Source organism: Micromonospora sp. NPDC049060 (genome assembly GCF_040649055.1).
GTDB lineage: Bacteria > Actinomycetota > Actinomycetes > Mycobacteriales > Micromonosporaceae > Micromonospora > Micromonospora reichwaldensis.
Window position 1 is genome coordinate 1 of record NZ_JBEZEV010000052.1, and the last position, 24033, is coordinate 24033.

General features: G+C 73.7%; 26 protein-coding genes and 1 pseudogene. 12 read left to right on the forward strand and 15 right to left on the reverse strand.

Annotated features, from left to right (window positions below):
- Positions 1–145 precede the first annotated feature (145 nt).
- Both AB0B83_RS18920 and AB0B83_RS18925 read right to left on the reverse strand, forming a co-directional pair.
- On the reverse strand, positions 146–943 hold the full coding sequence (locus AB0B83_RS18920; protein WP_357579289.1) for an alpha/beta hydrolase: 798 nt from the start codon (positions 941–943) through the stop codon (positions 146–148).
- 106 nt (positions 944–1049) lie between these two features.
- Positions 1050–1691, reverse strand: coding sequence for a GNAT family N-acetyltransferase (locus AB0B83_RS18925; RefSeq protein WP_357579290.1), 642 nt, complete (start codon positions 1689–1691; stop codon positions 1050–1052).
- A gap of 164 nt (positions 1692–1855) precedes the next feature.
- Here AB0B83_RS18925 and AB0B83_RS18930 point away from each other — a divergent pair.
- The 5 genes and pseudogenes from AB0B83_RS18930 to AB0B83_RS18950 all read left to right on the forward strand — a co-directional run.
- Positions 1856–2350: pseudogene (locus AB0B83_RS18930) on the forward strand (helix-turn-helix transcriptional regulator); the annotation flags it as partial.
- Between the two features lie 125 nt (positions 2351–2475).
- Positions 2476–3249: a hypothetical protein gene (locus tag AB0B83_RS18935; RefSeq protein WP_357579291.1), complete on the forward strand. Its 774-nt coding sequence runs from the start codon at positions 2476–2478 to the stop codon at positions 3247–3249.
- 70 nt (positions 3250–3319) lie between these two features.
- Positions 3320–3634 (forward strand): DUF2516 family protein, encoded by a 315-nt coding sequence (locus AB0B83_RS18940; RefSeq protein WP_357579292.1) that lies wholly within the window; start codon positions 3320–3322, stop codon positions 3632–3634.
- Complete coding sequence (locus AB0B83_RS18945) at positions 3631–4518, forward strand: alpha/beta hydrolase (protein WP_357579293.1); 888 nt, start codon at positions 3631–3633, stop codon at positions 4516–4518. The genes AB0B83_RS18940 and AB0B83_RS18945 overlap by 4 nt, the downstream gene beginning before the upstream one ends.
- 11 nt (positions 4519–4529) lie before the next feature.
- Positions 4530–5267 carry an alanyl-tRNA editing protein gene (locus tag AB0B83_RS18950; protein ID WP_357579294.1) on the forward strand — a complete coding sequence of 246 codons (738 nt, stop codon included), beginning with the start codon at positions 4530–4532 and terminating at the stop codon, positions 5265–5267.
- Positions 5268–5280: 13 nt separating this feature from the next.
- Here the strand turns inward: AB0B83_RS18950 and AB0B83_RS18955 are convergent, their stop codons facing one another.
- The gene (locus AB0B83_RS18955) at positions 5281–5907 is read right to left on the reverse strand and encodes an ABATE domain-containing protein (protein ID WP_357579295.1); all 627 of its coding nucleotides are present in this window, start codon (positions 5905–5907) and stop codon (positions 5281–5283) included.
- 66 nt (positions 5908–5973) lie between these two features.
- Between AB0B83_RS18955 and AB0B83_RS18960 the strand changes: the two genes are divergently transcribed.
- Positions 5974–6423 (forward strand): VOC family protein, encoded by a 450-nt coding sequence (locus tag AB0B83_RS18960; protein WP_357579296.1) that lies wholly within the window; start codon positions 5974–5976, stop codon positions 6421–6423.
- A 21-nt stretch (positions 6424–6444) separates the two neighbouring features.
- Here the strand turns inward: AB0B83_RS18960 and AB0B83_RS18965 are convergent, their stop codons facing one another.
- Entirely contained in the window at positions 6445–7140 is a 696-nt protein-coding gene (locus AB0B83_RS18965) for a nucleotidyltransferase domain-containing protein (protein ID WP_357579318.1), read from the reverse strand.
- A gap of 76 nt (positions 7141–7216) precedes the next feature.
- Between AB0B83_RS18965 and AB0B83_RS18970 the strand changes: the two genes are divergently transcribed.
- A complete protein-coding gene (locus AB0B83_RS18970) occupies positions 7217–8131 on the forward strand; it encodes an SDR family oxidoreductase (RefSeq protein WP_357579297.1) in 915 nt (304 codons plus the stop codon).
- Here AB0B83_RS18970 and AB0B83_RS18975 read toward each other — a convergent pair.
- On the reverse strand, positions 8122–9108 hold the full coding sequence (locus tag AB0B83_RS18975; RefSeq protein WP_357579298.1) for a YafY family protein: 987 nt from the start codon (positions 9106–9108) through the stop codon (positions 8122–8124). The two genes, AB0B83_RS18970 and AB0B83_RS18975, sit on opposite strands and share 10 nt — an antisense overlap.
- 45 nt (positions 9109–9153) lie before the next feature.
- Here AB0B83_RS18975 and AB0B83_RS18980 point away from each other — a divergent pair, with 45 nt between their 5' ends.
- Together AB0B83_RS18980 and AB0B83_RS18985 are read left to right on the forward strand one after the other, a co-directional pair.
- Positions 9154–9945 (forward strand): EI24 domain-containing protein, encoded by a 792-nt coding sequence (locus AB0B83_RS18980; protein WP_357579299.1) that lies wholly within the window; start codon positions 9154–9156, stop codon positions 9943–9945.
- A 1-nt stretch (position 9946) separates the two neighbouring features.
- A complete protein-coding gene (locus AB0B83_RS18985; protein ID WP_357579300.1) occupies positions 9947–10462 on the forward strand; it encodes an O-acetyl-ADP-ribose deacetylase in 516 nt (171 codons plus the stop codon).
- A 40-nt stretch (positions 10463–10502) separates the two neighbouring features.
- On the opposite strand, the gene AB0B83_RS18990 is transcribed toward AB0B83_RS18985, so the two are convergent.
- The 8 genes from AB0B83_RS18990 to AB0B83_RS19025 form a co-directional block, all read right to left on the reverse strand.
- Entirely contained in the window at positions 10503–11399 is an 897-nt protein-coding gene (locus AB0B83_RS18990; protein ID WP_357579301.1) for a GNAT family N-acetyltransferase, read from the reverse strand.
- Position 11400: 1 nt separating this feature from the next.
- The gene (locus AB0B83_RS18995; protein WP_357579319.1) at positions 11401–11802 is read right to left on the reverse strand and encodes a RidA family protein; all 402 of its coding nucleotides are present in this window, start codon (positions 11800–11802) and stop codon (positions 11401–11403) included.
- A 97-nt stretch (positions 11803–11899) separates the two neighbouring features.
- Positions 11900–12904, reverse strand: coding sequence for a LacI family DNA-binding transcriptional regulator (locus AB0B83_RS19000; protein ID WP_357579302.1), 1005 nt, complete (start codon positions 12902–12904; stop codon positions 11900–11902).
- 19 nt (positions 12905–12923) lie between these two features.
- A complete protein-coding gene (locus AB0B83_RS19005; protein WP_357579303.1) occupies positions 12924–14294 on the reverse strand; it encodes a GH1 family beta-glucosidase in 1371 nt (456 codons plus the stop codon).
- Positions 14291–15124: a carbohydrate ABC transporter permease gene (locus tag AB0B83_RS19010; RefSeq protein WP_357579304.1), complete on the reverse strand. Its 834-nt coding sequence runs from the start codon at positions 15122–15124 to the stop codon at positions 14291–14293. The genes AB0B83_RS19005 and AB0B83_RS19010 overlap by 4 nt, the downstream gene beginning before the upstream one ends.
- On the reverse strand, positions 15121–16131 hold the full coding sequence (locus AB0B83_RS19015) for a sugar ABC transporter permease (RefSeq protein WP_357579305.1): 1011 nt from the start codon (positions 16129–16131) through the stop codon (positions 15121–15123). Before AB0B83_RS19015 ends, AB0B83_RS19010 begins: the two co-directional genes overlap by 4 nt.
- Positions 16132–16206: 75 nt before the next feature.
- Positions 16207–17508, reverse strand: a complete 1302-nt coding sequence (locus AB0B83_RS19020; RefSeq protein WP_357579306.1) for an extracellular solute-binding protein — start codon at positions 17506–17508, stop codon at positions 16207–16209.
- 265 nt (positions 17509–17773) lie between these two features.
- Positions 17774–18535 (reverse strand): maleylpyruvate isomerase family mycothiol-dependent enzyme, encoded by a 762-nt coding sequence (locus tag AB0B83_RS19025; protein ID WP_357579307.1) that lies wholly within the window; start codon positions 18533–18535, stop codon positions 17774–17776.
- A gap of 70 nt (positions 18536–18605) precedes the next feature.
- Between AB0B83_RS19025 and AB0B83_RS19030 the strand changes: the two genes are divergently transcribed.
- Complete coding sequence (locus tag AB0B83_RS19030) at positions 18606–19697, forward strand: UDP-N-acetylmuramate dehydrogenase (RefSeq protein WP_357579308.1); 1092 nt, start codon at positions 18606–18608, stop codon at positions 19695–19697.
- 18 nt (positions 19698–19715) lie between these two features.
- On the opposite strand, the gene AB0B83_RS19035 is transcribed toward AB0B83_RS19030, so the two are convergent.
- Together AB0B83_RS19035 and AB0B83_RS19040 are read right to left on the reverse strand one after the other, a co-directional pair.
- Entirely contained in the window at positions 19716–20513 is a 798-nt protein-coding gene (locus tag AB0B83_RS19035) for a class I SAM-dependent methyltransferase (RefSeq protein WP_357579309.1), read from the reverse strand.
- A 23-nt stretch (positions 20514–20536) separates the two neighbouring features.
- Positions 20537–21298 carry an SDR family NAD(P)-dependent oxidoreductase gene (locus tag AB0B83_RS19040; protein ID WP_132230781.1) on the reverse strand — a complete coding sequence of 254 codons (762 nt, stop codon included), beginning with the start codon at positions 21296–21298 and terminating at the stop codon, positions 20537–20539.
- 182 nt (positions 21299–21480) lie between these two features.
- Here AB0B83_RS19040 and mshA point away from each other — a divergent pair, with 182 nt between their 5' ends.
- Positions 21481–22845 carry a D-inositol-3-phosphate glycosyltransferase gene (gene mshA / locus AB0B83_RS19045; RefSeq protein ID WP_357579310.1) on the forward strand — a complete coding sequence of 455 codons (1365 nt, stop codon included), beginning with the start codon at positions 21481–21483 and terminating at the stop codon, positions 22843–22845.
- A 307-nt stretch (positions 22846–23152) separates the two neighbouring features.
- Entirely contained in the window at positions 23153–23698 is a 546-nt protein-coding gene (locus AB0B83_RS19050) for a YbjN domain-containing protein (protein ID WP_357579311.1), read from the forward strand.
- Positions 23699–24033 lie beyond the last annotated feature (335 nt).

Consider the following 24033-nt stretch of genomic DNA (forward strand, 5'->3'; position numbering starts at 1 on the left):
GCCCTCCCCGGCGGCCGCGCCGAAGCCGTGCAGGAAGTCCGTCCGGGCCTCGGGAGGCAGCTGCGCCGCCCCCGCGCGGGCGGCCTCGGGCAGGGAGATTCCGCCGGGAGCGCGCCCGCAGCGAAGGCGGACGACGGGGCGGGTGTCAGGGCAGGAAGTCGAGCAGGGCGGCGTTGACCGGGGCGGGTCGCTCCAGCGGCAGCAGGTGGCCGGCGTCGGGCACGTCGGGCAGGCGGACAGCGTCGGGCGCCTCGGCGGCGATCCGGTCGGCGAGGCGGCTGATGTCGGGCACGTCGGCCGCGCCGGCGCCGACCAGGACGGGCATCCGCAGCTCGCCGAGGCGGCCGATCGCGGGCGGGTCGAGTTCGGCGACGTCGACCGCGCTGAGCGCCAACTCGGCGGCGAGCGCCCGCTGGTCCATCTCGCGGGCGAAGGCGAGCAGCTCCGGGTCGACGTCGGCGGGCTCGCGGCCCGGGCCGACCACCCAGAAGCGCACCTCGCCGGCGGCGCTGGCGGCGAAGTCCTCCGGGTCGACCTCGCCCACCAGGCTCTCCCAGAGGTCGTTCGCCTCGTCCGACCATTCGTGGCCGGAGGCGGCGGTGCCGAGGAGGGCGAGCGCGCTCACCCGCTCCGGGTGGGCCAGCGCGGTGTCGATGGCGACGGCGCCGCCGAACGAGCAGCCGACCAGGGCGGCCCGGGGGAGGTCGAGCGCGTCGAGGAGCCCGGCCACGTCGTCGTGGTGGGCGAACGGGGTCGGCGGCAGCTCGGAGTCCCCGTAGCCGCGCAGGTCGAGGGCGATCACCCGGTGCCGCGCGGCCAGCGGGCCGACCTGCTCCCGCCACATCCGCCGGTCCGCGATGCCGGCGTGCAGCAGGACGACGGGCGTGCCGCTGCCGGTGTCGTCGTACGCGAGCAGGGCGCCGTTCACCTCGATCTTGGTCACTGCGGCAAGGTACGCACCGGGAGACCGGGGCGCAACCGCCTTGTGTCGGCGCGGGCGTCGGGCGAGCGGTCCCGGGCGCGACCGCCGGGTGGTGCGGGAATCCCGGTCAGAGGCCGAACATCGGCAGGCAGGCCGCCACGCCGTGGACCGTCGCCGCCGGCCGCTCCTGCCGGCGCCACTTCGCGCGGGTGAGCCGTAGGCGATCGGACACGAGGGCCTCGTCACCGCGGGCGTCGACGGAGACGCCGTCGTGCTCGTAGCCGAGCTTGCGGGAGACCCCCTGGGACGAGTGGTTGTCCTGGAAGACCTCGGTGAGCGCGGTATCGGCGCCGAGGTGGTCGAAGGCCAGCGTGAGCAGGCCGGCGCGGGCCTCGGTGCCGTAGCCCCTGCCCTGGTGTTCGATCCCGAGCCACGACGACGTCGTGACCTGCCGGACGACCCGGAAGTCGCGTGCGCCGAGCGTGACCACGCCGAGCGGATGCCCGAGCCGGAAGACGCCGAGCCCGAGCCGCCACGCCGAGTCACTCCATTCGCCGAGCCGGCCCCAGTGCCCCTGCAACACGGCGCGCGCCCGATCCTCCGGGCCGCCATCGGTCCACGGCGTCAGGAACGGGCGTTCGTCCGGGCGGTGCACGCCCCGGCCCGCGAGATGCGCGAGTTCCGCCAGTTCCTCCTCGCGGGGCAGACGAAGCTCAAGTCGTGGCGTGGAGATGGTGAGGCCGTACAGGGGCCACAGGTCGGCGAGCACGGGCTCGATCGTGACGATCGGCGCCCTGCGACGCCACCGGTTTACCGACGGCGACCGGTCCGCCGCACCCTGGGCGGGCGTGCCCGGGGCGGCGGGATGAGACGTCGCTAACTCTGGTTAGCGTTCTGCTTGCAGGAGCTAGCAGGGCGCGTTAGCGTCGGGCCATGGCCACTGGTAAGGACCTTCCCGACGTCGGCGGGTTCATTCGCGACCTGCGCCGCAACGCGAAGATCTCACTGCGGCAGCTCGCCGAGCAGGCGGGGGTCAGCAACCCGTACCTCAGTCAGATCGAGCGCGGTCTGCGCAAGCCGAGCGCGGAGGTGCTCCAGCAGCTGGCCAGCGCGCTGCGCGTCTCCACCCCCGCGATGTACCTGCGGGCCGGGCTGCTCGACGACAAGGAGGGCCAGGGCGTGCTCGCGGCCATCTCCGTCGACCCCGACCTGACCATGGCGCAGAAGCAGTCGCTCACCCAGATCTACGAGACGTTCCGCCGGGAGAACGCGCGGCTCGCCGAGGCGACCGCGGCGGCCACCGGCGCGGCGCCCACCGCCGGCACCGACGCCGCCGCCGGCGCGGGCACGCCGGATCCCGTCGAGGCCGCGCCCGACCTGGCCAACCTCGCCGCCACGGGCCCCACCACACCGGAGGGCACCCCGACCGAGGCCGTGCTGGAGTCGGTGGCCGTCACCGAGGCCGGCCCCGCCCCCGCACCGATCGACACCCCCGAGAAGAAGGCCGCCCGCGACGCGGCCCGGAAGGCCGCCGACGCGGCCGAAGAGGAGAAGTGATGACCCAGCCGAAGACCAACCGCATCCCGGCCCCGATCTACGCCGCCGCGGGCGCGGGCGAGCTCGCCCTCCAGCAGCTGCGCAAGCTCCCCGCCGTGGTGACCGACCTCGGCACCAAGGTCGTCGCCGACCTGGGTGGCAAGGCCGTCGTCACCGGCGTCGAGCTGCGTCAGAAGGCCAACGACACGCTGCGTACGGCGAACCTGACCGCCGAGGGCCTGCGCGAGAAGGCCGTCCCGGCCGAGCTGGACCTGAAGCGCCTGCGCGAGGCCGCCGACCTGAACAAGCTGCGTGAGGTCGCCGACCTGGAGCGGCTGCGCGAGGTCGCCGACCTCGACCGGCTCCGTGCGCTGGCCACCCGCAACGCCGCCGTGGTGGTCGCCGGCGCCCAGGCCGCGCAGGAGCGGGCGCAGGCCGCGTACGTCGCGCTTGTCGCCCGGGGTGAGCGGGTCGTCGGGGCCGGCGTGCTGGAGGCCGCCGAGACCGTGAACGCCGACATCGAGGCGACCGGGGCCGAGACCGAGCCGGCCGAGGCCGTCGCGAAGCCGGCCACCGTGCGGTCCGTCACCACCGACGTGCCGGCCCCGGCCGTGACCGACGAGGTGCCGACCCCGGCCGACGTGGCCGAGGTGCTGGAGGCCAAGCCGGCCGCCGCGAAGAAGGCGACGACCCGGGCCACCAAGGCCGCCAAGGCCGCCGCCGAGCCGGCCGCCACCCCGTCGGCGAAGCTGCCCCGGGCCACCAAGCGGACCCGCCCGGCCGCCGAGTAGTTCGTTCCGCCGGTGACCCCGGATGCGTCCTGTCGGACGTATCCGGGGTCACCGGCATAAGCTTGCCGACATGGCCTACGCCGCGCCGCTCTTCGCCTTCGATGTTCGCTACGTGATCGAGCTGATCCTGCTCGTCTTCGCGTTGATCGTGCAGGGCATCGCCCTGGTGCACGCCATCACCCAGCGTTCCGACGCCTTCTCCGCCATCGGCACCCTGCCCAAGGGCGGCTGGATCGCGATCCTCGCCGTCTGCCTGGTGCTGACCCTGCTCGGCTTCGGCCCGATCAGTCTCTTCGGGCTCGTCGGCATCGCCGCCGGCCTGATCTACCTGCTCGACGTCCGGGTGGGGCTGCGCGACCTGAGCGACGGCAAAGGCTTCTGGTGAGGGGTTTCCGCTGGCCGCCCCCACCGGACGGCGGGCCCCGCACCTGGGGGCCGGGTCCGGGCGCCCCGCGTACCGGCCGACCGGCCCTGCCGGAGCCGGACACCGAGCTGGTCGCCACGCCGCACGGCGTACGCCTGGAGCAGCTCGTCACCGGCGCGGGTGACCCGGTCACGGTGTTCGCCCACGGGCTGGGCAACGGCATCGCCACCACCCGGCCCTTCGGCAGCGGGGTGACGGGCCGCAAGCTGTTCTTCCAGTTCCGCGGGCACGGCCGCTCCGACGCGCCGCCCGGCCCGTGGAGCTACCTGGACCTCGCCCGCGACCTGCGCGCGGTCGCCGACCTCGGCGGCGCCACCCGGGCCTTCGGTGCCAGCCTCGGCGCGGGCGCGCTCTGCCGGCTGCTCGCCGAGAGCCCCGAACGCTTCGAGCGACTCGTCGTCTTCCTGCCCGCGGCGCTCGACCGGCCGCGCGGCGAGGTCGCCCGGGCCCGGCTGACCGCGCTGTTCGAGGCCGTGGAGAGCGGCGACGCCGCCGCCGTGGCCGACGTGGTCCAGGCCGAGCTGCCGCCCGCCGTACGCAACACGCCTGCCGGCTGGGCCTACCTGCGCCAGCGCCTCGACCAGCTCCTGCGCGACGGGCTCGCCCCGGGACTGGCGAGCCTGCCCGAGCAGGCACCCCTGCGCGACGCCGGTGCGCTGGCCGCCGTCACCGCGCCGGCCCTGGTGATCGGCTGTGCCGGCGACGACCTGCACCCGGTCGAGGTCGCCGAGCAGCTCGCCGCCGCGCTGCCCCGGGCCACCCTGCACGTGTACGACCGGCCCGGCGTCCTCTGGACGGAACGCGCCGACCTGCGAAGCCGGATATCCGCCTTCCTCAACGAGTAACGTGCCCTGACATGGGCGTCACACACCACGGTCGTACGCACCGGTTGGACCTCGCCGATCCGACACTGCGGGAGTGGGAGTGCACGGTGCTGCACGCCGATCCCGAGCGGGGCATCGTGCTGGACCGGTCGGCGTTCTATCCGGGCGGCGGCGGGCAGCCGCCGGACCACGGCGTACTGCTCTGGCAGGGGGTGCAGACCCGGATCGCCGGCACCCGCAAGGGCGACGACCTCTGGCTGATCCCGGTCGAGGGCGACCCGTTGCCGCCAGCCGGCACGGCGGTCACCGGCGCGGTCGAGGACGACCGGCGCACCCGGCTGATGCGGACCCACTCCGGGCTGCACGTGCTCTGCGGGGTGGTGTTCCGCGACTTCGGCGCGCTCGTCACGGGCGGCAACATGGAACCGGGCGAGGCCCGGATGGACTTCAACCTGCCCGAGGTGCCGTCCGACTTCAAGAGCCGCATCGAGGAGCTGGTCAACGCCGAGGTCGCCGCCGACCGGGCGGTGGCCGTGCGGGTGCTGCCCCGCGACGAGGCGCTCGCCCTGCCCGACATCATCCGTACCCAGTCGAACCTGATCCCGCCGGAGGAGCAGGAGGTGCGGATCGTCGACATCGTCGGGCTGGACGTCCAGGCCGACGGCGGCACGCACGTCGCCTCCACCGCGCAGATCGGCAAGGTGCAGGTGGTCAAGGTGGAGAGCAAGGGGCGGGCCAACCGTCGGGTCCGCGTACGCCTGGCGGACTGAGCCCCGCGCGGGGTCAGTCGGCGGCGCGGCGGGCCCGCAGCGAGCGGACCTTGTGCCGGTTGCCGCAGCGCTCCATCGCGCACCAGCGCCGCCGGCCGGGGCGCGAGGTGTCCACGAAGACCAGGTAGCAGTCGTGCGTGGCGCATTCGCGGACGCGGTCGCGGTGCGGGCCGGTGAAGAGGTCGACGGCGTCCCGGGCGATGGTGGCGAGGGCCTGCCCGCCGCGGGCCGGCAGCGCCCAGCGGCGGGTCCCGTCGGCGGTGAGCTGCGGTGCCAGCGGGGCGCCGGCCGCCAGCCGGTTGAGGGTGGCGAGGTCGTCGGGCGTGGCGTCGAAGTCGGCCGGATCGGCGGCCGGTGGCCGGGCCCCGGTGCGTACGCAGACCAGCCGCCACAGCGCGTCCCGTAGCCGTCGGGCGGCGGCCAACTCGTCGGCGGTCACCTCCACCCGCGCCGGGTCGAGGCGCAACCGGGACAGCGCCAGCCAGTCGGCGAGGTCGCCGGGGCGGTGCAGCACGTCGTAACGGGCCAGCGCGCCCGGGCCGCCGGTGGTCAGGAACTCCAGGCAGAGCGCACCGGGGTCGAAGAGGTAGCGGGTGCCCTCCGGCGAGGTCAGGGTGAGTCCGCTTGCGGCGTCGATCACGTAACCACTATAACTGGTTACGGAGGCGGGCCGCGCTCGCGGTCGCCGGACACCGAGGAGGACGCCATGGCCGTGGAATGGAAGCTCGTCGTCGACTGCGCCGACCCGAACGCGCAGGCCCGGTTCTGGGCCACCGCCCTGGATTACGCGATCGAGGACAACGGCGTGCTGATCGAGCGCCTGCTAGCCGGCGGCGCGATCGGGCCGGAGGCGTACCTCGAGATCGACGGCCGCAAGGCGTGGCGGCAGTTGGCCGCCGTGCGCCACCCCGACGACCCGGTCGATCCGGCCAGCGGCACCGGGCTGGGCCGCCGGCTGCTGTTCCACCACGTTCCCGAGCGCAAGCAGGTCAAGAACCGGCTCCACGTCGACCTGCACGTCGGCCCCGCCGAGCGGGAGGCGACGGTGAGGCGGCTGGAGGGCCTCGGCGCCACCGTGCTGCGCGAGGTGGCCGACTTCGGCAGCGTGCACACCACGATGGCCGACCCGGAGGGCAACGAGTTCGACGTGCAGTGACCCGGACCGGGGGCGGGTGGGTCAGGGCGTGGCGGGACCTGGCGGCAGGTGGGCGGCGCGCACGTCGAGCAGCCAGCGTTCCACGGCCGCCTCGTCCGGGCGGTCCGGCAGCGGGGTACGGATCCGGTCGAAGTCGCGTTCCGCCTCGGCGATCAGGGCCCGTGCCTCGGCCAACGCGCCGCCGGCCACCCGCTCGCCGAAGCTGCGGAACCACTGCGGGTCGGCGAGCCGGATCTCCAGCACGCCGGTGGCGTAGAGCAGCCGGCCCTGGTGCACCAGCCGCGCCAGGTGCCGGGCGTGCTTGGCGGTGCGCCGCCGGGTGTCGGCCGAGAACGTGCCGTCGCCCCGGGACTCCAGCTTGCGGAACTGCTGGCCGGCGTAGCCCAGGTAGGCGTCGCGGACGCGGGGCGCGCTGAGGAACGCCGAGCGGATGGCGACCAGCCGGTCGCCGAAATCCGTACGGGTCTCGTAGCAGTCCTCCGGCAACCAGGCCAGCTCGGTGGCGGTCGGGTTGCCGCTCAGCGCCAGGCGGCACCACTTCGCCGCCTCGTGCAGGGTGATGTCGGGATCGGTGGTCACCACCGACTCGCGGGGCGGGCGCAGCCCGTGGAAGGCGACGGTGGGCGCGGCGAAGACGCCGATCCGGTCGACGTCGGAGCCCGGCCCGGCCAGCCCGTACGCGACCGAGCCGACGATCCCGGAGAGCAGCAGGTGCATGCCGGCGAGCATGCCGGACGACACGGCTTCGCGAAACCGGACTTCGGCTGTCAGGTATCGCTGACAGGCTCGCCGCATGACGAAACCGCTGACAGGAAAGATCGCGCTCGTCGCCGGGGCGACACGGGGCGCCGGCCGGCAGATCGCGGTGCAGCTCGGCGCCGCCGGCGCCACGGTCTACGCCACCGGCCGCAGCAGCCGGGCCGGCCGCTCCGAGATGGACCGCCCGGAGACCATCGAGGAGACCGCCGAGCTGGTCACCGCCGCCGGCGGCACCGGCATCGCGGTCCGGGTCGACCACCTCGTCCCCGAGCAGGTCCGCGACCTCGTCGCCAGGATCGACGCCGAGCAGGGCCGACTCGACGTGCTGGTCAACGACATCTGGGGCGGCGACCCCCTGACCACCTGGGAGAAGCCGGTCTGGGAGCAGCCGCTGGAGGCCGGCTTCCGCAGCCTGCGCCTGGCGATCGACACGCACATCGTCACCGCGCACTTCGCGCTGCCGCTGATGGTCCGCCGCCCCGGCGGGCTGGTCGTCGAGGTCGGCGACGGCACGAAGGCGTACAACGACGACCACTACCGGCTGTCGGTCTTCTACGACCTCGCGAAGACGTCGGTCAACCGGCTCGCGTACGTCTGGGGGCACGAGCTGAAGCCGCACGGCGGCACCGCCGTGGCGCTGACACCGGGCTGGATCCGGTCCGAGGCGATGCTGGAGCACTTCGGGGTCACCGAGGAGAACTGGCGCGACGGCGCCGCCAAGGATCCGCACTTCCTCATCTCGGAGACCCCGGCCTTCGTCGGGCGCGCGGTCGCCGCGCTCGCCGCCGACGAGGACCGGGCCCGCTGGAACCAGGCGTCCGTCTCGGCCGGCGCGCTGTCCCAGGTGTACGGGTTCACCGACGTCGACGGCAGCCGGCCGGACGGGTTCCGCTACATCACCGAGGTGGTGGAGAAGGACAGACCGGCCGACGTGACCGGCTACCGCTGACCGGGCGCCACCCGGTAGACCGCGGCGGACCGCCTGGCGGCGTCGACCATCAGCTCCCGCAGGTCCGGCGGGTCGAGCACCTCCACCTCCGGCCCCAGAGACAGCAACTGGGGGTACGCGACGTCGACGGACTCGACGGGCAGGCGGGTCACCACCCACCCCTGCCCGTCGGGCTCGCCGGCCGCGGCGAGCGCCTCCTCGTACGCGAAGGGGGCGTCGGCGACGAAGCGGAGCCGGCGCAGGCCGACGGGGCTCAGCCGCACCGTGACCTCGGCCCGGAGCATGCCGCGCAGGAACTCCTCGGCCTGCTCCCGCCAGTAGCCGGCCAGGTCGAAGCCGGCGTCCCGGTCGAAGGTCGCGGTCTGGACCCCGACGTGGGTGACCCGGTCGACCCGGTACGTGCGGTACGCGCCGCCGACCCGGCCGACGAGATACCAGACCCCGCTCTTGAGGACCAGCCCGTACGGGTGCGCCTCGCGTTCGACCTCGCGGTCGCCGCGCCGGTAGCGCAGCTCGACGGTCCGGTCCCGCCACACCGCGCCGGCCAGCTCGGCCAGCCACGGCGGTGGCCCGGCCTCCCGGAACCAGCCCGGCACGTCCAGGTGGAAGCGCTGCCCGGTGCGCACCGGCGCGTCGCGCAGGCTCGGTGGGAGCGCGGCGAGCACCTTCAGCTCGGCCGAGGCCACCGCGTCGGCGAGCCCCATGTCGCCCGCCGGCCCGGGCAGCCCGGCCAGGAAGAGCGCCTCCGCCTCGTCGCGGGTCAGCCCGGTCAGCCGGGTCCGGTAGCCGCCGAGCAGCCGGTAGCCGCCGGCGCGGCCCCGGTCGGCGTAGACCGGCACCCCGGCGGCGGAGAGCGCCAGCACGTCCCGGTAGACGGTCCGCTCGGAGACCTCCAGCTCCCGCGCCAGCTCCGCCGCGGTCATCGTCTCCCGCGCCTGGAGCAGCAGGACCAACGAGATCAACCGGGCCGCCCGCACCCGTCCATCCTGCCCGGTCGCCCGTGCCCACTAGGCTCTGCGGTCGTGAACGCACCCGCCATCGCCGCGCCCGTGACCGGTGCCGCCAGCCGGTTCTTCACCGGCGTGGGCCTGCTCCTGCGCGGCCTCGGTCTCTACGTCCGCAGCCCCGGGCTGATGCTGCTCGGCGTCATCCCGGCGTTGATCTCGGGCGCGCTCTTCGTGACCGCGTTCGCCACCCTGGCGTACTTCGTCGAGGACCTGGCCGCACTGGTCACCCCGTTCGCCGACGACTGGTCGACCACCTCGCGCAGCCTCGTCCGAGTGGTCGCCGGACTGGCCTTCCTCGGCATCGGCGGCCTGCTCGCGGTGGTCACCTTCACCGCCGTCACCCTGGTCATCGGCGACCCGTTCTACGAGAAGATCTCCGAACGGGTCGAGGAGCGTCTCGGTGGCACGCCCGGCGCGGTCGACGTGCCGTTCTGGCCGTCGCTGCGGCGCAGCCTCGCCGACTCCGTACGGCTGGTGGGCTTGTCGATCCTCTTCGGCATCCCGCTCTTCGCCGCCGGCTTCATCCCGGTGGTCGGCCAGACCGTGGTGCCGGTGATCGGCGCGGCGGTCGGGGGCTGGCTGCTCGCCGTGGAACTGGTCGGCGCCCCCTTCTACCGGCGCGGGATGCGGCTGCCGGAGCGGCGGGCGCACCTCAAGGCGGACCGGCCGACCACGCTCGGCTTCGGCGTGGCGGTCTTCGTCTGCTTCCTGATCCCGCTCGGCGCGGTGCTCGTCATGCCGGCTGCCGTCGCCGGGGCGACCCTGCTGGCCCGCCGCTCGCTCGGCCAGTCCGTCACGGAGGGCTGACGTGGAGATAACCCTGGTCGGGGGCGACATCACGACGCAGCGGGTGGACGTGATCGTCAACGCCGCCAACTCGTCGCTGCTCGGCGGCGGGGGAGTGGACGGCGCCATCCACCGGCGGGGCGGGCCGGCCATCCTCGACGAGTGCCGGGCGCTGCGCGCCTCCCGGTACGGCCGCGGCCTGCCGACCGGCCAGGCGGTGGCCACCACCGCGGGCGACCTGCCGGCCCGCTGGGTCGTGCACACGGTCGGGCCGGTCTGGTCGACCGACGAGGACCGCTCGCCGCTGCTGCACGACTGCTACGCGAACAGCCTGCGGGTCGCCGACGAGCTGGGCGCGACGAGCGTGGCGTTTCCGCTGATCTCGGCCGGCGTCTACGGCTGGCCGGTCGAGGACGCCGTCCGGCAGGCCCTGTCGGTGCTCAGCTCGGCCACCCCGGCGCACGTCACCGAGGCCCGGCTGGTGCTCTTCGGCGCCGAGACCCTGGCGGTCGCCCAGCGGGTGCGGGCCGCCGGCTGACCCTGGACCTCGGGGCGGGCCGCCGGCTGACCCCGAACCGTCAGGCGAGCTCGCGCAGGCAGGACCAGCTCGAACCGACCGGGCGGTAGCCGAGCCCGACGTTGATCGCCAGCATCGGCGCGTTCGCCTCGTCGTTCGAGGTGTAGGCGGTGCGTACCCCGCCGGCAGCGGCCCGGTGCAGCGCCGCCGTCTTGACCAGGCGGGCCAGCCCTCGCCCCCGGTGCGTCGGCAGCGTGCCGGTGTAGTCCGACCACATCCGGTCGCCGTCGCGCTTGACGAGGCTGAGGGCCACCAGCTCGCCGCCGGACTCCGCCACCATGCTTGCCGCGCGGTCCAGGCCCAGGTTGTCCCAGACCTCGGAGCGCCAGGTCTCGTAGCTCATCGAGTCGACGGGCACGTCCCCCGGCTCGTCGGCCGCCGCCGCCAGGTTGACCAGGTAGACCCGGCGCGGCTCGACGTCGGTCAGCGGGAGCAGACGTACGCCCGGCGGTGGCCCCGGCATCGGCGGGGCCGGCCGCAGGTCGAGCGCCGAGTAGCGCAGCTCCCGGCTCGGCGTGAACCCGTGCCGGCGGGCGAACGGCAGCGACTCCGGCAGCGCCCAGGTACGCACCCGGCGCACCCCGATGTCGCGCAGGTGCTCCAGCGCGGCGGCCAGCAGCGCGGTGCCGGCGCCCCGGCCCCGGTGCTCCGGGTGCACGTGCAGGATGGCGACCTCCCCGACGTCGCGCTCGGAGGTCTGGTCGTTGCGGTACGCCGACACCCAGCCGACCACCGTGTCGTCCACCTCGACCACGTACGCGGTCCACTGCTCGCCGGGCGGGGGCTGGGCGATCATCTTCCGGGTCGACTCGACGCCGCGCACCAGGTAGGGGTACACGAGCGCGCGCAGCGCCACCACGGCGGGCGCGTCGTCGGGGCGGGCGGTCCGGATCCGCATGTCAGACCTCCCCGCGTACGGCGGCGACGGCCTCGACCTCGACGAGCTGGTCGGAGTAGCCCAGCACGGCCACCCCGAGCAGGGTGCTGGGCGGGTCGTAATCGCCGAACGCGTCGCGGACCACCTCCCACGCGGCCACCAGGTCCTCCTGGCGGGACGACGCCACGTACACGGTGGTCTTGACGACGTCGGTGAGCCGGGCGCCGGCCGCCGCGAGGGCGGTCTCCAGGTTGGCCATCACCTGCCGGGCCTGGCCGACGGGGTCGCCGGGCGAGACCGTCCGGCCGTCGGCGTCGAGCGGGCAGGCGCCGGCGGTGTAAACGAGCCGGGCCGGTGGCTCGACCGTGGCCGCGTACGCGTACTCGGCGGCGTCGGAGAGGGCGGGCACGCGGATCAGGTTCACGGTCACGCGCGCGACGCTACCGGCGCCCGCACCGCGCCTCCACGGATTAACTCCGGCACCCGTCGGGAGGCGTTAGGAAGGGGCCCTTCCTTACACCTTAGGCCGACTCGCGGACGATCAGTTCGGTGGGGAGCACCAGGGGTTCGATCGCCTCGCCGGCGGCCAGCCGCAGCAGCAGCCGGGTCATCTGCCGGCCCAGCTGCACGATCGGCTGGCGGACGGTGGTCAGCGGCGGGTCGGTGTACGCGGCCGTCTCGATGTCGTCGAAGCCGATCACCGCCACGTCGTCCGGCACCCGCCGCCCCGCCTCGCGCAGCGTACGCAGGGCTGCGTGCGCCATCAGGTCGGAGGCGGCGAAGACCGCGTCCAGGTCGGGGTGCTCGGCGAGGAGCTGCCGCATCGCCGTCGCCCCGGACTCGCGGGTGAAGTCGCCGGTCGCCACCAGCTCCGGCAGCCCGGCCTCGGCGATCGTGTTCCGGTAGCCGACGAGGCGCTCGATGCCGCCCACCATGTCCTGTGGGCCGGCGATGGTGGCGATGCGTCGGCGCCCGGTGTCCAGCAGATGCCGGATCGCCGTGGCCACCCCGCCGACGTGGTCGACGTCGACGTAGGGCACGTCGCCGCCGTCGAGCGGCCGGCCGCTGCACACGACGGGAATGCCCAGCCGGGCGAGCCGGCCGGGCAGCGGGTCCTCGCCGTGCAGGGAGGCGAAGAGCACCCCGTCGACGTGCCGGCCGGTCGTGTAGCGCTCGACCCGGTCGTGCCCGGCGGGGGAGCCGGCCAACATCAGCACGAGCTGCTTGTCGGCCGCCTCCAACTCCTGCGCCGCGCCCCGGATGATGCCGGGGAAGACCTGGTCGTCGGAGAAGACCCGGGTGGCGGCCTCCGGCATCACCAGGGCGATGGAGTCGGTCCGCTGGGTGACCAGGCTGCGGGCGGCCAGGTTCGGCACGTACCCCAGCTCGGCCACCGCCCGGCGGACCGCGTCCCGGATGGGCTCGGCGACCGTGGTGGAGCCGTTCACCACCCGGGACACGGTCGCCCGTGAGACCCCCGCCCGCCGGGCCACCGCCTCCAGCGTCGGCCGCTGCGCCGTCGTCATCCCCGTTACCACCGCCTCGTCACAGCCCGTTCCGGGAGATCACCTCCTGGTACCACCGGGCGCTGGACTTCGGTGTGCGGCGCTGGGTCAGGTAGTCGACGTGGATGATCCCGAACCGTCGACGGTAGCCCTCGGCCCACTCGAAGTTGTCCAGTAACGACCATACGAGATAGCCCCGGAGGTCCACGCCCCGGGAGATCGCTTCGTGCACGGCGCGCAGGTGCCCGTCGAGGTAGGCGATGCGGTCCGCGTCCATCACCTGCCCGGCACCGTCGGCGTCGGCCTTGTCGGGGAACGCCGCGCCGTTCTCGGTGACCATCAGCGGCACGCCGGGGTAGTCCGTGGCGATGCGTTCCAGCAGCCGGGTCAGCCCGGCCGGTTCGATCATCCACCCCATGTCGGTCAGCGGCCCGGTCGGCGGGAGGAACTCCACCGCGCCCTCGGTGCCCGGGTAGGCGCTGCCGCCCCCGCCGTCCGGCCGGCCGGCGACGTAGGTGGGGGCGTAGTAGTTGACGCCGAGCAGGTCGATCGGGGCGGCGATCAGCTTCTCGTCGCCGTCGCGGATGAACGTCGGCTCGACGATGCGGGCCACGTGCTCCAGCACGTCGTCGGGGTAGGCCGCACGCAGCAGCGGGTCGAGGAAGATCCGGTTGTGCAGGCCGTCGACGAGGCGGACCGCCGCCGCGTCCGCGGTGCTGTCCGGGTCGGCTGCGCGTACGTCGGCCGGGTTGACCGTGATCCCGACGGTCTGCGCGCCGGCCGCGCGCAGCGCCCGGGCCGCCAGGCCGTGCCCGAGCAGCAGATGGTGTACGGCGGTGAAGGCCGCGCCCGCGTCCTGCTCGCCGGGGGCGTGCACCCCGTTGCCGTAGCCGAGGTAGGCCGAGCACCACGGCTCGTTGAGGGTCGTCCAGGTGCGGATCCGGTCGCCGAGCCGGGTGTGCACCGCCGTGGCGTACGTGGCGAAGTGCTCGGCGGTCTCGCGGTTGGTCCAGCCGCCCCGGTCCTGGAGGGCCTGGGGGAGGTCCCAGTGGTAGAGGGTGACGATCGGGTCGATGCCCCGGGCCAGCAGCGTGTCGGTCAGCCGGTCGTAGAAGTCCAGGCCGCGCGGGTTGACCGGGCCGGTGCCGTCCGGCTGGATGCGGGGCCAGGCCACCGAGAAGCGGTACGCCTTCAGCCCCAGCTCCGCCATCAGCGCCACGTCGTCGGCGTACCGGTGGTAGTGGTCGCAGGCGACGTCGCCGGTGTGGCCGTGGTGGACCTTGCCCGGCGTACGGCTGAAGGTGTCCCAGATCGACGGGCCGCGACCGTCGTCGGTGGCCGCGCCCTCGATCTGGTACGCGGCGGTGGCCGCCCCCCAGACGAAGTTGTCGGGGAATCGCAGAGTGCTCACGCCTTGACCGCACCTTCCATGATGCCGCCGATGATCTGGCGGCCGAACAGGACGAAGACCAGCAACAGCGGGAGGGTGGCGATGGCCGTTCCCGTGAACACCTGGGACATGTCCGTGTAGTACCCGTCGGACAGCGTGCGCAGGGCGAGCTGCACGGTGGGATTCTCCGGGTCGTTGAGGACAGCGTACGGCCACAGGAAGTCGTTCCAGGTGGTCATGAACGTGAGCAGACCCAGCACGGCGGCGGCCGGGCGCAGTGCCGGCAGCACGACGTTCCAGTAGATCCGCGCGGTGTTGCAGCCGTCCACCCGGGCCGCCTCGATCAGCTCGTTGCTGACCGCCTGGCCCGCGTACTGCCGCATCATGAACACCCCGAAGCCGGTGACCAGGGCCGGTACGATCACCGCCGGCAGCCGGTCGTTCCAGTTGAGCTTCGTCATCAGCAGGTAGAGCGGGATGACGCCGAGCTGGGTGGGCACCATCATCGTCGCGATGATCACCATGAGCAGCGCGTTGCGACCCCGGAACCGCAGCTTGGCGAAGGCGAACCCGGCCAGCGTGGAGAAGAAGACCACCGAGACGGTGACCGTGACCGCCACGATCGCCGAGTTGACCAGGCCGGCGACGAAGTACGCGTCGGTGTTGTTCAGCAGCCGGGACACGTTCGCGCCGAAGTTGCCGCCGGGGGTGACCGGTGGTGGCAGTTGGCCCATCGCGTCGTTGGAGCGGCTCGCCACCACGAACATCCAGTAGATCGGGAAGATCGACAGGACCCCGGCGGCGATCAGCGCGGCGTAGGTGAGCCGGCTGGCGGCCCAGAGGCGGCTCATCGCGCTCCCTCCTTCGACTTCGCGTGATCCTTCGGGGGCTTCGCGTCGCCGAGCCGGCGCAGGAGCAGCACGTTGATCGCCGCGACGACCGCGATCAGGGCGAAGAGCAGCCACGCCACCGCCGAGCCGTAGCCGAAGTTGTAGTGGGGCGCGAAGGCGTTCTCGAACATGTACATGGTCACGGTCTGCGACTCCCGTAGCGTGCCGCCCCGGATCGGGTTGGTTCCGGAGTGGAACAGCCGGGGCTCGGTGAAGAGCTGGAGCCCGCCGATGGTGGAGATGATGACGGTGAAGATGATCGTCGGCTTGAGCAGCGGCACGGTGATCGACCAGAACTGGCGGGCCCGGCCGGCCCCGTCGATGGCGGCCGACTCGTAGAGGTCGCGCGGGATGGCCTGCATCGCGGCCAGGAAGATCAGCGCGTTGTAGCCGGTCCACCGCCAGTCGACCATCGTGGAGATGGCCACCCAGGACGCGAACCGGTTCGACTTCCACTCGATCGCGTCGATCCCGACCAGGTCGAGCAGCCAGTTGACCATGCCGAACTCGCGGCCGAAGAGCACCCCGAAGACGATCGCGACCGCCGCCGTCGACGTGATGTTCGGGATCAGCACCGCCATCCGGAACGTCGTCCGGGCCCGCAGTTGCCGGTTGAGCAGGTTGGCCAGCCAGAGCGCGGCCAGCAGCTGCGGGACGGTGGAGATGACGAAGATGCCGAGGGTGTTGACGACGGAGTGCCAGAAGTCGGGGTCCTCCAGCAGCCGGCTGTAGTTCTCCAGCCCGACGAACGGGTGGTTGCTGCCGAGCAGGTCCCAGTCGTGCAGGGAGACCCAGAACGTGTAGATCAGCGGGTACGCCCCGAACACCCCGAAGAGCACGAAGAACGGGGCGATGAACAGGTAGGGCGAGTACTTCGTGTCGAGGCGGCTGAACCGCATCGCCGGTGTGCGTCGACCGGTGCGGGGCGCCGGTGCGACCGGCGGGCGCGGGTCGAGCTGGACGGTCATGCCCGGACCACTCCTTTCCCGGGTGCGGGCGGGACCGGCGCCCCCGGCGCCCTCCCGCCCGCACTCCGGCTCGGGCTACTTGGCGGCGGCCTTCTTCGCGTTGTTGACCGCGTCCGTCCAGCCCTGTTCGGGCTTGCGCTGACCCAGTTCCACCGTCCGGACGGCGTTCTCGACCTCGGTGCGGACGGCCTGGTTCTTCGGCCCCATGTAGACGGGCTTCAGCGTCTTGGCGCCCTCGCCGAAGATCTGCCCGACGGGGGCGTCGGAGAAGTACGCGTTCTTGGCGTCGACGATCGCGGGGTCGGCCAGCGCCTGCGGCGAGGAGGGCAGCGGGCCCTTGGCCTTGAACGCCCCGATCTGGCCCTTGGCGCTGGTCAGGAACTTCGCCAGCTCGATCGCCTCGGCGCGGTGCTTGCTCTGGGTCGGCACGGCGAGCCACGAGCCGCCCCAGTTGCCGCCGTTGCCGGGCACCCGGGCGATGTCCCACTTGCCCTTGGCCTCGGCGCCGGCGTTGCCCTCGATGACGCCCGTCATCCAGGCCGGGCAGGCGATGGTGGCGAACTTGGCCTGCTTGAAGGCGGACACCCACTCCTCGGACCAGGAGCCGTACTTGCCGGAGAGGCCGGAGTCGATGATGTCCATGGTGGTGTCCCAGGCCTGCCGGACCGCCGGGTTGCTGTCCACCACCAGGTTTCCGCTGGTGTCGTAGTAGTGGTAGCCCTGCGCGTTGCCGGCCGTCTGGAGCACGATCGTGTTGAAGATGTTGGTCGCGGCGTCCAGGAACGAGGCGCCGGTGTTCTTCGCCTTGAACTGCTCACCGACCTTGACGTAGTCCTGCCAGGTCGGCCAGAGCTTCGACACGGCCTCGCGGTCGGTGGGCAGGCCGGCCTTGGCGAACAGGTCCGTGCGGTAGCACATGGCCATGCCGCCGACGTCGGTGCCCAGGCCGATCAGCTTGCCGTCCTGGGTCATCCCGCCCTTCCACTTCCACTCCAGGAAGTTGCCCTGGAGTTCGGCCCCGCCGTGGTCGAGCAGGTTGACGAAGTTGTCGGGGTTGGCCTTGTACTCGACCATCAACCCCTCTTCGATGGCGACGACGTCGCCCGCGCCCTTGCCGGCGGCGAGCCACTGGGTCAGCTTCGGCGAGTAGTCGTCGAGATTGGTGCCGGTGCCACGCTCGACGATCTTCACGTTCGGGTGGCTGGCCATGTACTCCTTGTAGAGCTCTTCATAGCCGAACTGGCTGAACACGTCCACGGTCAACGTGATCTTGCCGTCCTTGGCGGGTTCGTCGCCGGCGCAGCCGGCGGTGGCGAACAGCGCGGTGGCGGCGACGAGGGCCACCGCCGCCAGGCGGCGGCGCGGAAAGACACCCATATCGGTCGGACCCCTCTCAGGTCGTCTGAGGTGGTGAGGCAGGTGGTGGAGCAGAGCTGAGAGAGCGCTCTCACGACAGGGTGGTGGTTGGTCCGGTCCGGTGTCAAGAGAGCGCTCTCCGCTGGTTGCCGATCGAGATCGGACGCAAAGAGAGTGGCCGCCTGTGCCGGGGCGGCCACTCTCTTCTCACGTGCGGTGGGACTGCGCTCTCACGTGCGGTGGGACTGCGCGGAGCCCTCGGGGCCCGGCTCCGCGCGGCGGTGGATCAGCCGACGCGGAGGCCCTCCAGCAGGGCCCGGTCGCCGGCCACGTCAAGCGTGTCGAGGCCGACCCGGCCCCAGAGCGCCAGCAGCAGGTCGCTCGCGGTGCCGCTGACCTGCGCCCGCGCGTGGTGGTCGTCGTGGTCGAAGATGGTGGCCGTGTCGAGCAGCGCCACGCCCTCGCCGCGCAGCCGCAGGAACCACTCCTGACCGGCGTCGACCGCGGAGATCTGCACCACCCCGCGCCACTGGCCAGCCGTGCGGCGCCGACCGGCCGGCAGCCAGGTGTCCAGGATCTCGCTCACCCCGTCGGCGGCGAGCTTCGCCTCGACCGGCTCGCCCGCCGCGATGGCGAGCTGGGCGTCCCACCGATGCACCGCGGTCTCGTGCGCCATCCGGCGCGGCCAGAAGCCCGCCTTCTTCGGCTGCGGCGCCCAGTTCCACGCCGGGGCCTCCGGGTCGAGGCCGTCGAAGAGGGTCATCAGCCGGTCGTACGCCTGCTGCCAGAGTTGGAGCGGGGTGACGCCCGGCTCCAGCTCGACCGGCTCGGACCCGCCGGGCGACGGGGTGGCCGCGCCGGTGCCCGCGACCGAGTGCACCCAGCGGTAGAGGGAGGTGAGGTGCAGGGTCAGGTCGGCGACCGTCCAGCCGGGACAGGACAGCACCGGTGTCTCCGGCGGGGCTTCCGCCACGGCGGCGGCGAACGCCGGGCCCTCCGCCCGGAGCGCTCCCAACCAGAAGTCCTTCGTTGCGTGCAGTCTGCTCATCGCCATCCTCCCGGGGGTGACCGGGCCACCAGTGGGCGCCACGGCTACCCCTCAGCCTAGGGTGAAAGGCGTGTCAGACGTCTACGCCCAGCCGACAACCGGAACCGAACCCGCCACGACGTGCGACCTGGCGCGATACACCACCCTACGCCTGGGCGGTCCCGCCGGCCGTGTCGTCGCCGGCACCGACGCCGACGCGATCGTGCGGGCCGTGCGGGAGGCGGCCGGCCGCGACGAGCAGGTCCTGCTCCTCGCCGGGGGCAGCAACGTCGTGATCGGGGACGCGGGCTTCCCCGGCACCGTCGTCCTGGTGCGCTCCCGGGGCGTGCGGGTGGTCGCCGAGGACGCCGACGCCGTCACCGTACGCGTCGAGGCCGGCGAGCCCTGGGACGAGCTGGTCGCCACCACCGTCGCCAACGGCTGGTCCGGCCTGGAGTGCCTCTCCGGCATCCCCGGCTCGACCGGCGCCACCCCCATCCAGAACGTCGGCGCGTACGGCCAGGAGGTCGCCGAGACCATCGTCGGCGTCGGAGTCCACGACCGGGTCGAGGGGACCGTCGGGCGGATCGACGCCGCCGACTGCGGGTTCGCGTACCGGTCCAGCATCTTCAAGTACAGCGACCGCTGGGTGGTGCTCTCCGTCGACTTCCGGCTCGCCCGCTCGCCGCTGTCCGGCCCCGTGCGCTACGCGGAACTGGCCCGGTCGCTCGGGGTGCAGGTGGGGGAGCGGGTGCCGCTGGCCGACGCCCGGGCCACGGTCCTGCGGCTGCGCGCCGGCAAGGGCATGGTGCTCGACGCGACCGACCCGGACACCCGCTCCGTCGGCTCGTTCTTCACCAACCCCGTGCTCGACGCCGCCGCGTACGAGCTGCTGCGCGAGCGCGCCGCCGACCTCGGCGAGCCGCCGTCCTGGCCCTGCCCCGGGGACATGGTCAAGGTCAGCGCCGCCTGGCTGATCGACCGGGCCGGCTTCGGCAAGGGCCACCCGGGGCCCGAGGGCGTCGCCATCTCCAGCAAGCACACCCTCGCCCTGACCAACCGCAGCGGCACCGCCAGCACCGCGTCCCTGGTCGAGCTGGCCCGGGAGATCCGCGACGGCGTCCACGACCGCTTCGGCGTGACCCTGCACCCCGAACCGGTCCTCGTCAACTGCACCATCTGACCCGCCGCCGGGCAGCCGTCAGGTGGGGGCGATCTCGGGCCAGGGGAGGGTGAGTTCGCCGTGGCGCCAGCGGCGGGGGCCGTCCAGGACCGGCCAACCTGCCGCACGCACCGCGGCGACCGCGCGCAGCCAGCGTTGGCGCGGGCCGTACGGGGCGTAGCCGGCGGCGGCGTGCCAGGCGTCGTCGAGCGCCCGGATTAGGTCGTGGATCCGCTCGCCGGGGACGTTGCGGTGGATCAGCGCCTTGGGCAGCCGCTCGGCCAGCTCCGCCGGGGTGTCCAGGGTGGTGAGCTTCGCGGCGAGGGTGAGCGTACGGGGGCCGTCGGCGTCGATCAGCAGCCAGCCGCCGAGCCGCCCCAACTCGTCGCAGGTGCCCTCGACCAGCAGCCCGCCCGGGGCCAGCCCGGCGGTCATGGTGCGCCAGGCGTCGGTGACCTCGCGCTCGTCGTACTGGCGCAGGACGTTGAACGCGCGGACCAGGGCGGGCCGCAGCCCGGCCAGCTCGAACCCGCCCCGGGCGAAGGTGAGCCGGGGCGGGTCGGCGGACGGCTGGGCGGCGGCGACGCGTACCGGATCGATCTCCAGCCCGACGACCCGCACGTCGGGGCGGACCGCGGTGGCGAGCCGGGCGCGCAGTTCGACGGCGGTCACCGGGCTGGCGCCGTAGCCGAGGTCCACCACCAGCGGGTCGGCCGCCTCGCGCAGCGCCTCCCCGCAGGTCTCGACGATCCAGTTGTCCACCCGGCGGAGCCGGTTCGGGTTCGTCGTCCCCCGGGTCACCACGCCCAGCGGCCGGTGCCGCGCCGTGCCCGCCATCGTCCGCGACCGTTGGGGCCGGCTCAGCCGACCCGGTGCACCTTGTGCTGGGCGGCCTGGGCCAGCGGCCGTACGACGAGGCGGTCCACGTTGACGTGCTGCGGGCGCGTCGCGCACCAGGCGACGCAGTCGGCGACGTCCTCGGCGACCAGCGGCTCGGCGACCCCGGCGTAGACCGCCGCCGCCCGCTCGGCGTCCCCCGCGAAGCGGACCAGCCCGAACTCGTCGGTGCGGACCATGCCCGGGTCGATCTCGATCACGCGCACGGGTCGACCGCAGAGTTCCAGCCGCAGCGTGCCGGCGATCGCCGTCTGCGCGTGCTTCGCCGCGGCGTAGCCGCCCCCGCCCTCGTACACCGTGAAGCCGGCGGTCGAGGAGACGACCACGATGGTGCCGGCCCCGGACGCCTCCAGGGCGGGCAGCAGCGCCTGGGTGACGCGCAGCGTGCCGAGCACGTTGACGTCGTACATCCACTGCCAGTCGCCGACCGACCCGGACTCGACCGGGTCCAGGCCGCGCGCGCCGCCGGCGTTGTTGACCAGGAGGGTGACCGGGCCCAGGGCCGCCGCCGCACCGGCCAGGCCGGCCACCGACTCGTCGGAGGTGACGTCGCAGGCCACGGCGGTGGCCGCGCCCCCCGCGGCCTCGATCTCGGCCACCAGGGCGGCCAACCGGTCGGTACGCCGCGCGGCGGCGAGGACGTGGAACCCCTCGGCGGCGAGCCGGCGGGCGGTGGCCGCCCCGATTCCGCTGGAAGCTCCGGTGACGACGGCGACAGAGGTCATCCGGCCATTCTCCCCCGGGCCACCGGGGCGGGTGCCGGCGGCGTGGTGATGAGGTCCGTCACGCCCGGGCGCCGCCCCGGCGCATTTCGGGTGCCCGATGGGGAAGATGACATCGGCCGGGGACGTTGTCCGAAGGGCGCCGGGCGTGCGGACGGCATAAACCGTGACAAAGGGGAGCGGACGTGGCGGAGTTGCACACCGGTGTGGGTCGTCAGCGCGGTGCGCGCCCGTGGCCCCGCCCCCGACGGATCGCGACGCTCTCGGTGCACACCTCCCCCCTGCACCAGCCGGGCACCGGCGACGCCGGCGGCATGAACGTCTACATCCTGGAGGTCGCCCGGCGGCTGGCCGAGGCGGACGTCGAGGTGGAGATCTTCACCCGGGCCACCTCCGGCGACCTGCCCCCGGTGGTCGAGACGGCGCCCGGCGTGCACGTCCGGCACGTCACCTCCGGCCCCCTCGAAGGGCTCACCAAGGAGGAGCTGCCGGGGCAGCTCTGCGCCTTCACCGCCGGCGTGCTCCGCACCGAGGCGTCCCGGCCCCCGGGCCACTACGACCTGATCCACTCCCACTACTGGCTCTCCGGCCAGGTCGGCTGGCTGGCCAAGGAGCGCTGGGGGGTGCCGCTGGTACACACCGCGCACACGCTGGCGAAGGTCAAGAACGCCCAGCTCGCCGCCGGGGACCGGCCCGAACCGAAGGCCCGCGTCATCGGCGAGGAACAGGTGGTCAGCGAGGCCGACCGGCTGGTCGCCAACACGACGGTCGAGGCCCGTGACCTCATCGACCGGTACGACGCCGATCCGGCCCGCGTCGCCGTGGTCGAGCCCGGCGTGGACCTGGACCGGTTCCGCCCGGCCCCGGGCAACCGCGACCGCGTCACCGTCGAGGCCCGCCGCCGGCTCGGGCTGCCCGCCACCGGCTACGTGGTGGCCTTCGTCGGCCGCATCCAGCCGCTGAAGGCCCCGGACGTGCTCATCCGCGCGGTGGCCGCGCTGCGCGAGCGCGACCCGGTCCTCGCCGACGAGGTGACCGTGGTGATCTGCGGGGGCCCCAGCGGCAGCGGGCTGGACCGGCCGACCGCCCTGATGGAGCTGGCCGGCACGCTCGGCGTCGCCGACCGGGTGTGTTTCCTGCCCCCGCAGACCGGTGACGACCTGCCCGCCCTGTACCGGGCCGCCGACCTGGTCGCGGTGCCGTCGTACAACGAGTCCTTCGGCCTGGTCGCGCTGGAGGCACAGGCCTGCGGTACGCCGGTGGTGGCCGCCGCCGTCGGCGGCCTCGTGACCGCCGTGCGGGACCAGGTCAGCGGCGTGCTGATCGACGGCCACGACCCGGCCGACTGGGCCCGTACGCTGGGCCGCCTGCTGCCGGACCGGCCCCACCGCGCCGAGCTGGCCCGGGGCGCCGCGCGGCACGCCCGCAACTTCTCCTGGCACCGCACCGCCTCCGGGCTGCTCACCGTCTACGGCGAGGCGATCGCCGCGCACCGGGCCCGGCTCGCCTCCGAGCTGGCCTGCGGCCCGGCGATGTCCTGCTCCTGGTGACCGCTCGCGCGCCTGCCTGCCGGCCCGCGGTCGCGCGCCGACCCCCATTGCCTGGTGCCGGCCGTCGTCGCCTGGGCAGCCGCTCTCGTGCTAGCCGTCGTCGCCTGGTTCGGGCCGCTCTCGTGCCGGCCGTCGTCGCCGGCCGCTGTCGCCTGGTGCCCGCCGCTGTTGCCTGGTGCCCGCCGTTGTCGCGTTGGCCGTTGTCGCCGGCCGTCGTTGCCTGGTGCCGGTTGCTGTCGTGCCGGCTGCTGTCGTGCCGACCGTCGTCGTCCGGTGCCGGGGCGGTGCCGGCCGTAGAGTGGATCCGATGAGCGGGAAGAGTGATCTTGCGGCCCTGATCGAGTCGGTCTGCGACGAACGGGAGCTGGCCTGGGAGTCGACCGGCCCGGGCTCGTACGCGGTCACGCTGCCGGGCACCCACAAGCTGAAGACGGTCTGCAACCTCATCCTCGGCGAGCACGCGCTGCGGATCGAGGCGTTCGTGATGCGCCAGCCGGACGAGCGGCGCGAGGAGCTGTGGGCCTGGCTGTTGCAGCGCAACGCCCGCATGTACGGCGTGTCGTTCTCCGTCGACGCGGTCGGCGACGTCTACCTGACCGGTCGCGTCAACCCGGCCGGGATCGACGCCGACGAGCTGGACCGGCTCCTGGGCGCGGTGCTGACGTACGCCGACGAGTCCTTCGACACGATGCTGGAGATCGGCTTCGGCAGCTCGATCCGGCGGGAGTGGGAGTGGCGGGTCAAGCGGGGCGAGTCCACCGCCAACCTCGCGGCGTTCGCCCACCTCTTCGAGCCGTCCCCGGGCACGGCCGGGCAGTCGGGCACGGCCGGGCAGCCGGGCGCTGCCGGGTAGTCGGGCGCTGCCGGGCAGCCGGGCAGTCGGGCGCTGCTGGGTAGTCGAGCGCCGTCGGGCTTTCCGATGCCGTCGGCAGTCGGGCGCGGCCGGGTAGTGGAGCGCCGTCGGGCAGTCGGGCGCGGACGGGTAGTGGAGCGCCGTCGGGCAGTCGGGCGCCGTCGGGCTTTCGGACGTCGTCGGCAGTCGGGCGCTGCCGGGCAGCCCGGTGCCGTCGGCAGTTGGATGCCGTCGGGCAGCCTGGGTACCGTCGGGCAGTCGGAGGCCGTCGGGCCGTACCGGTGCCGCCGGGCCGACCGGGAGTGTCGCCGGCGACCGCCTCGGGTCGTGCTCGC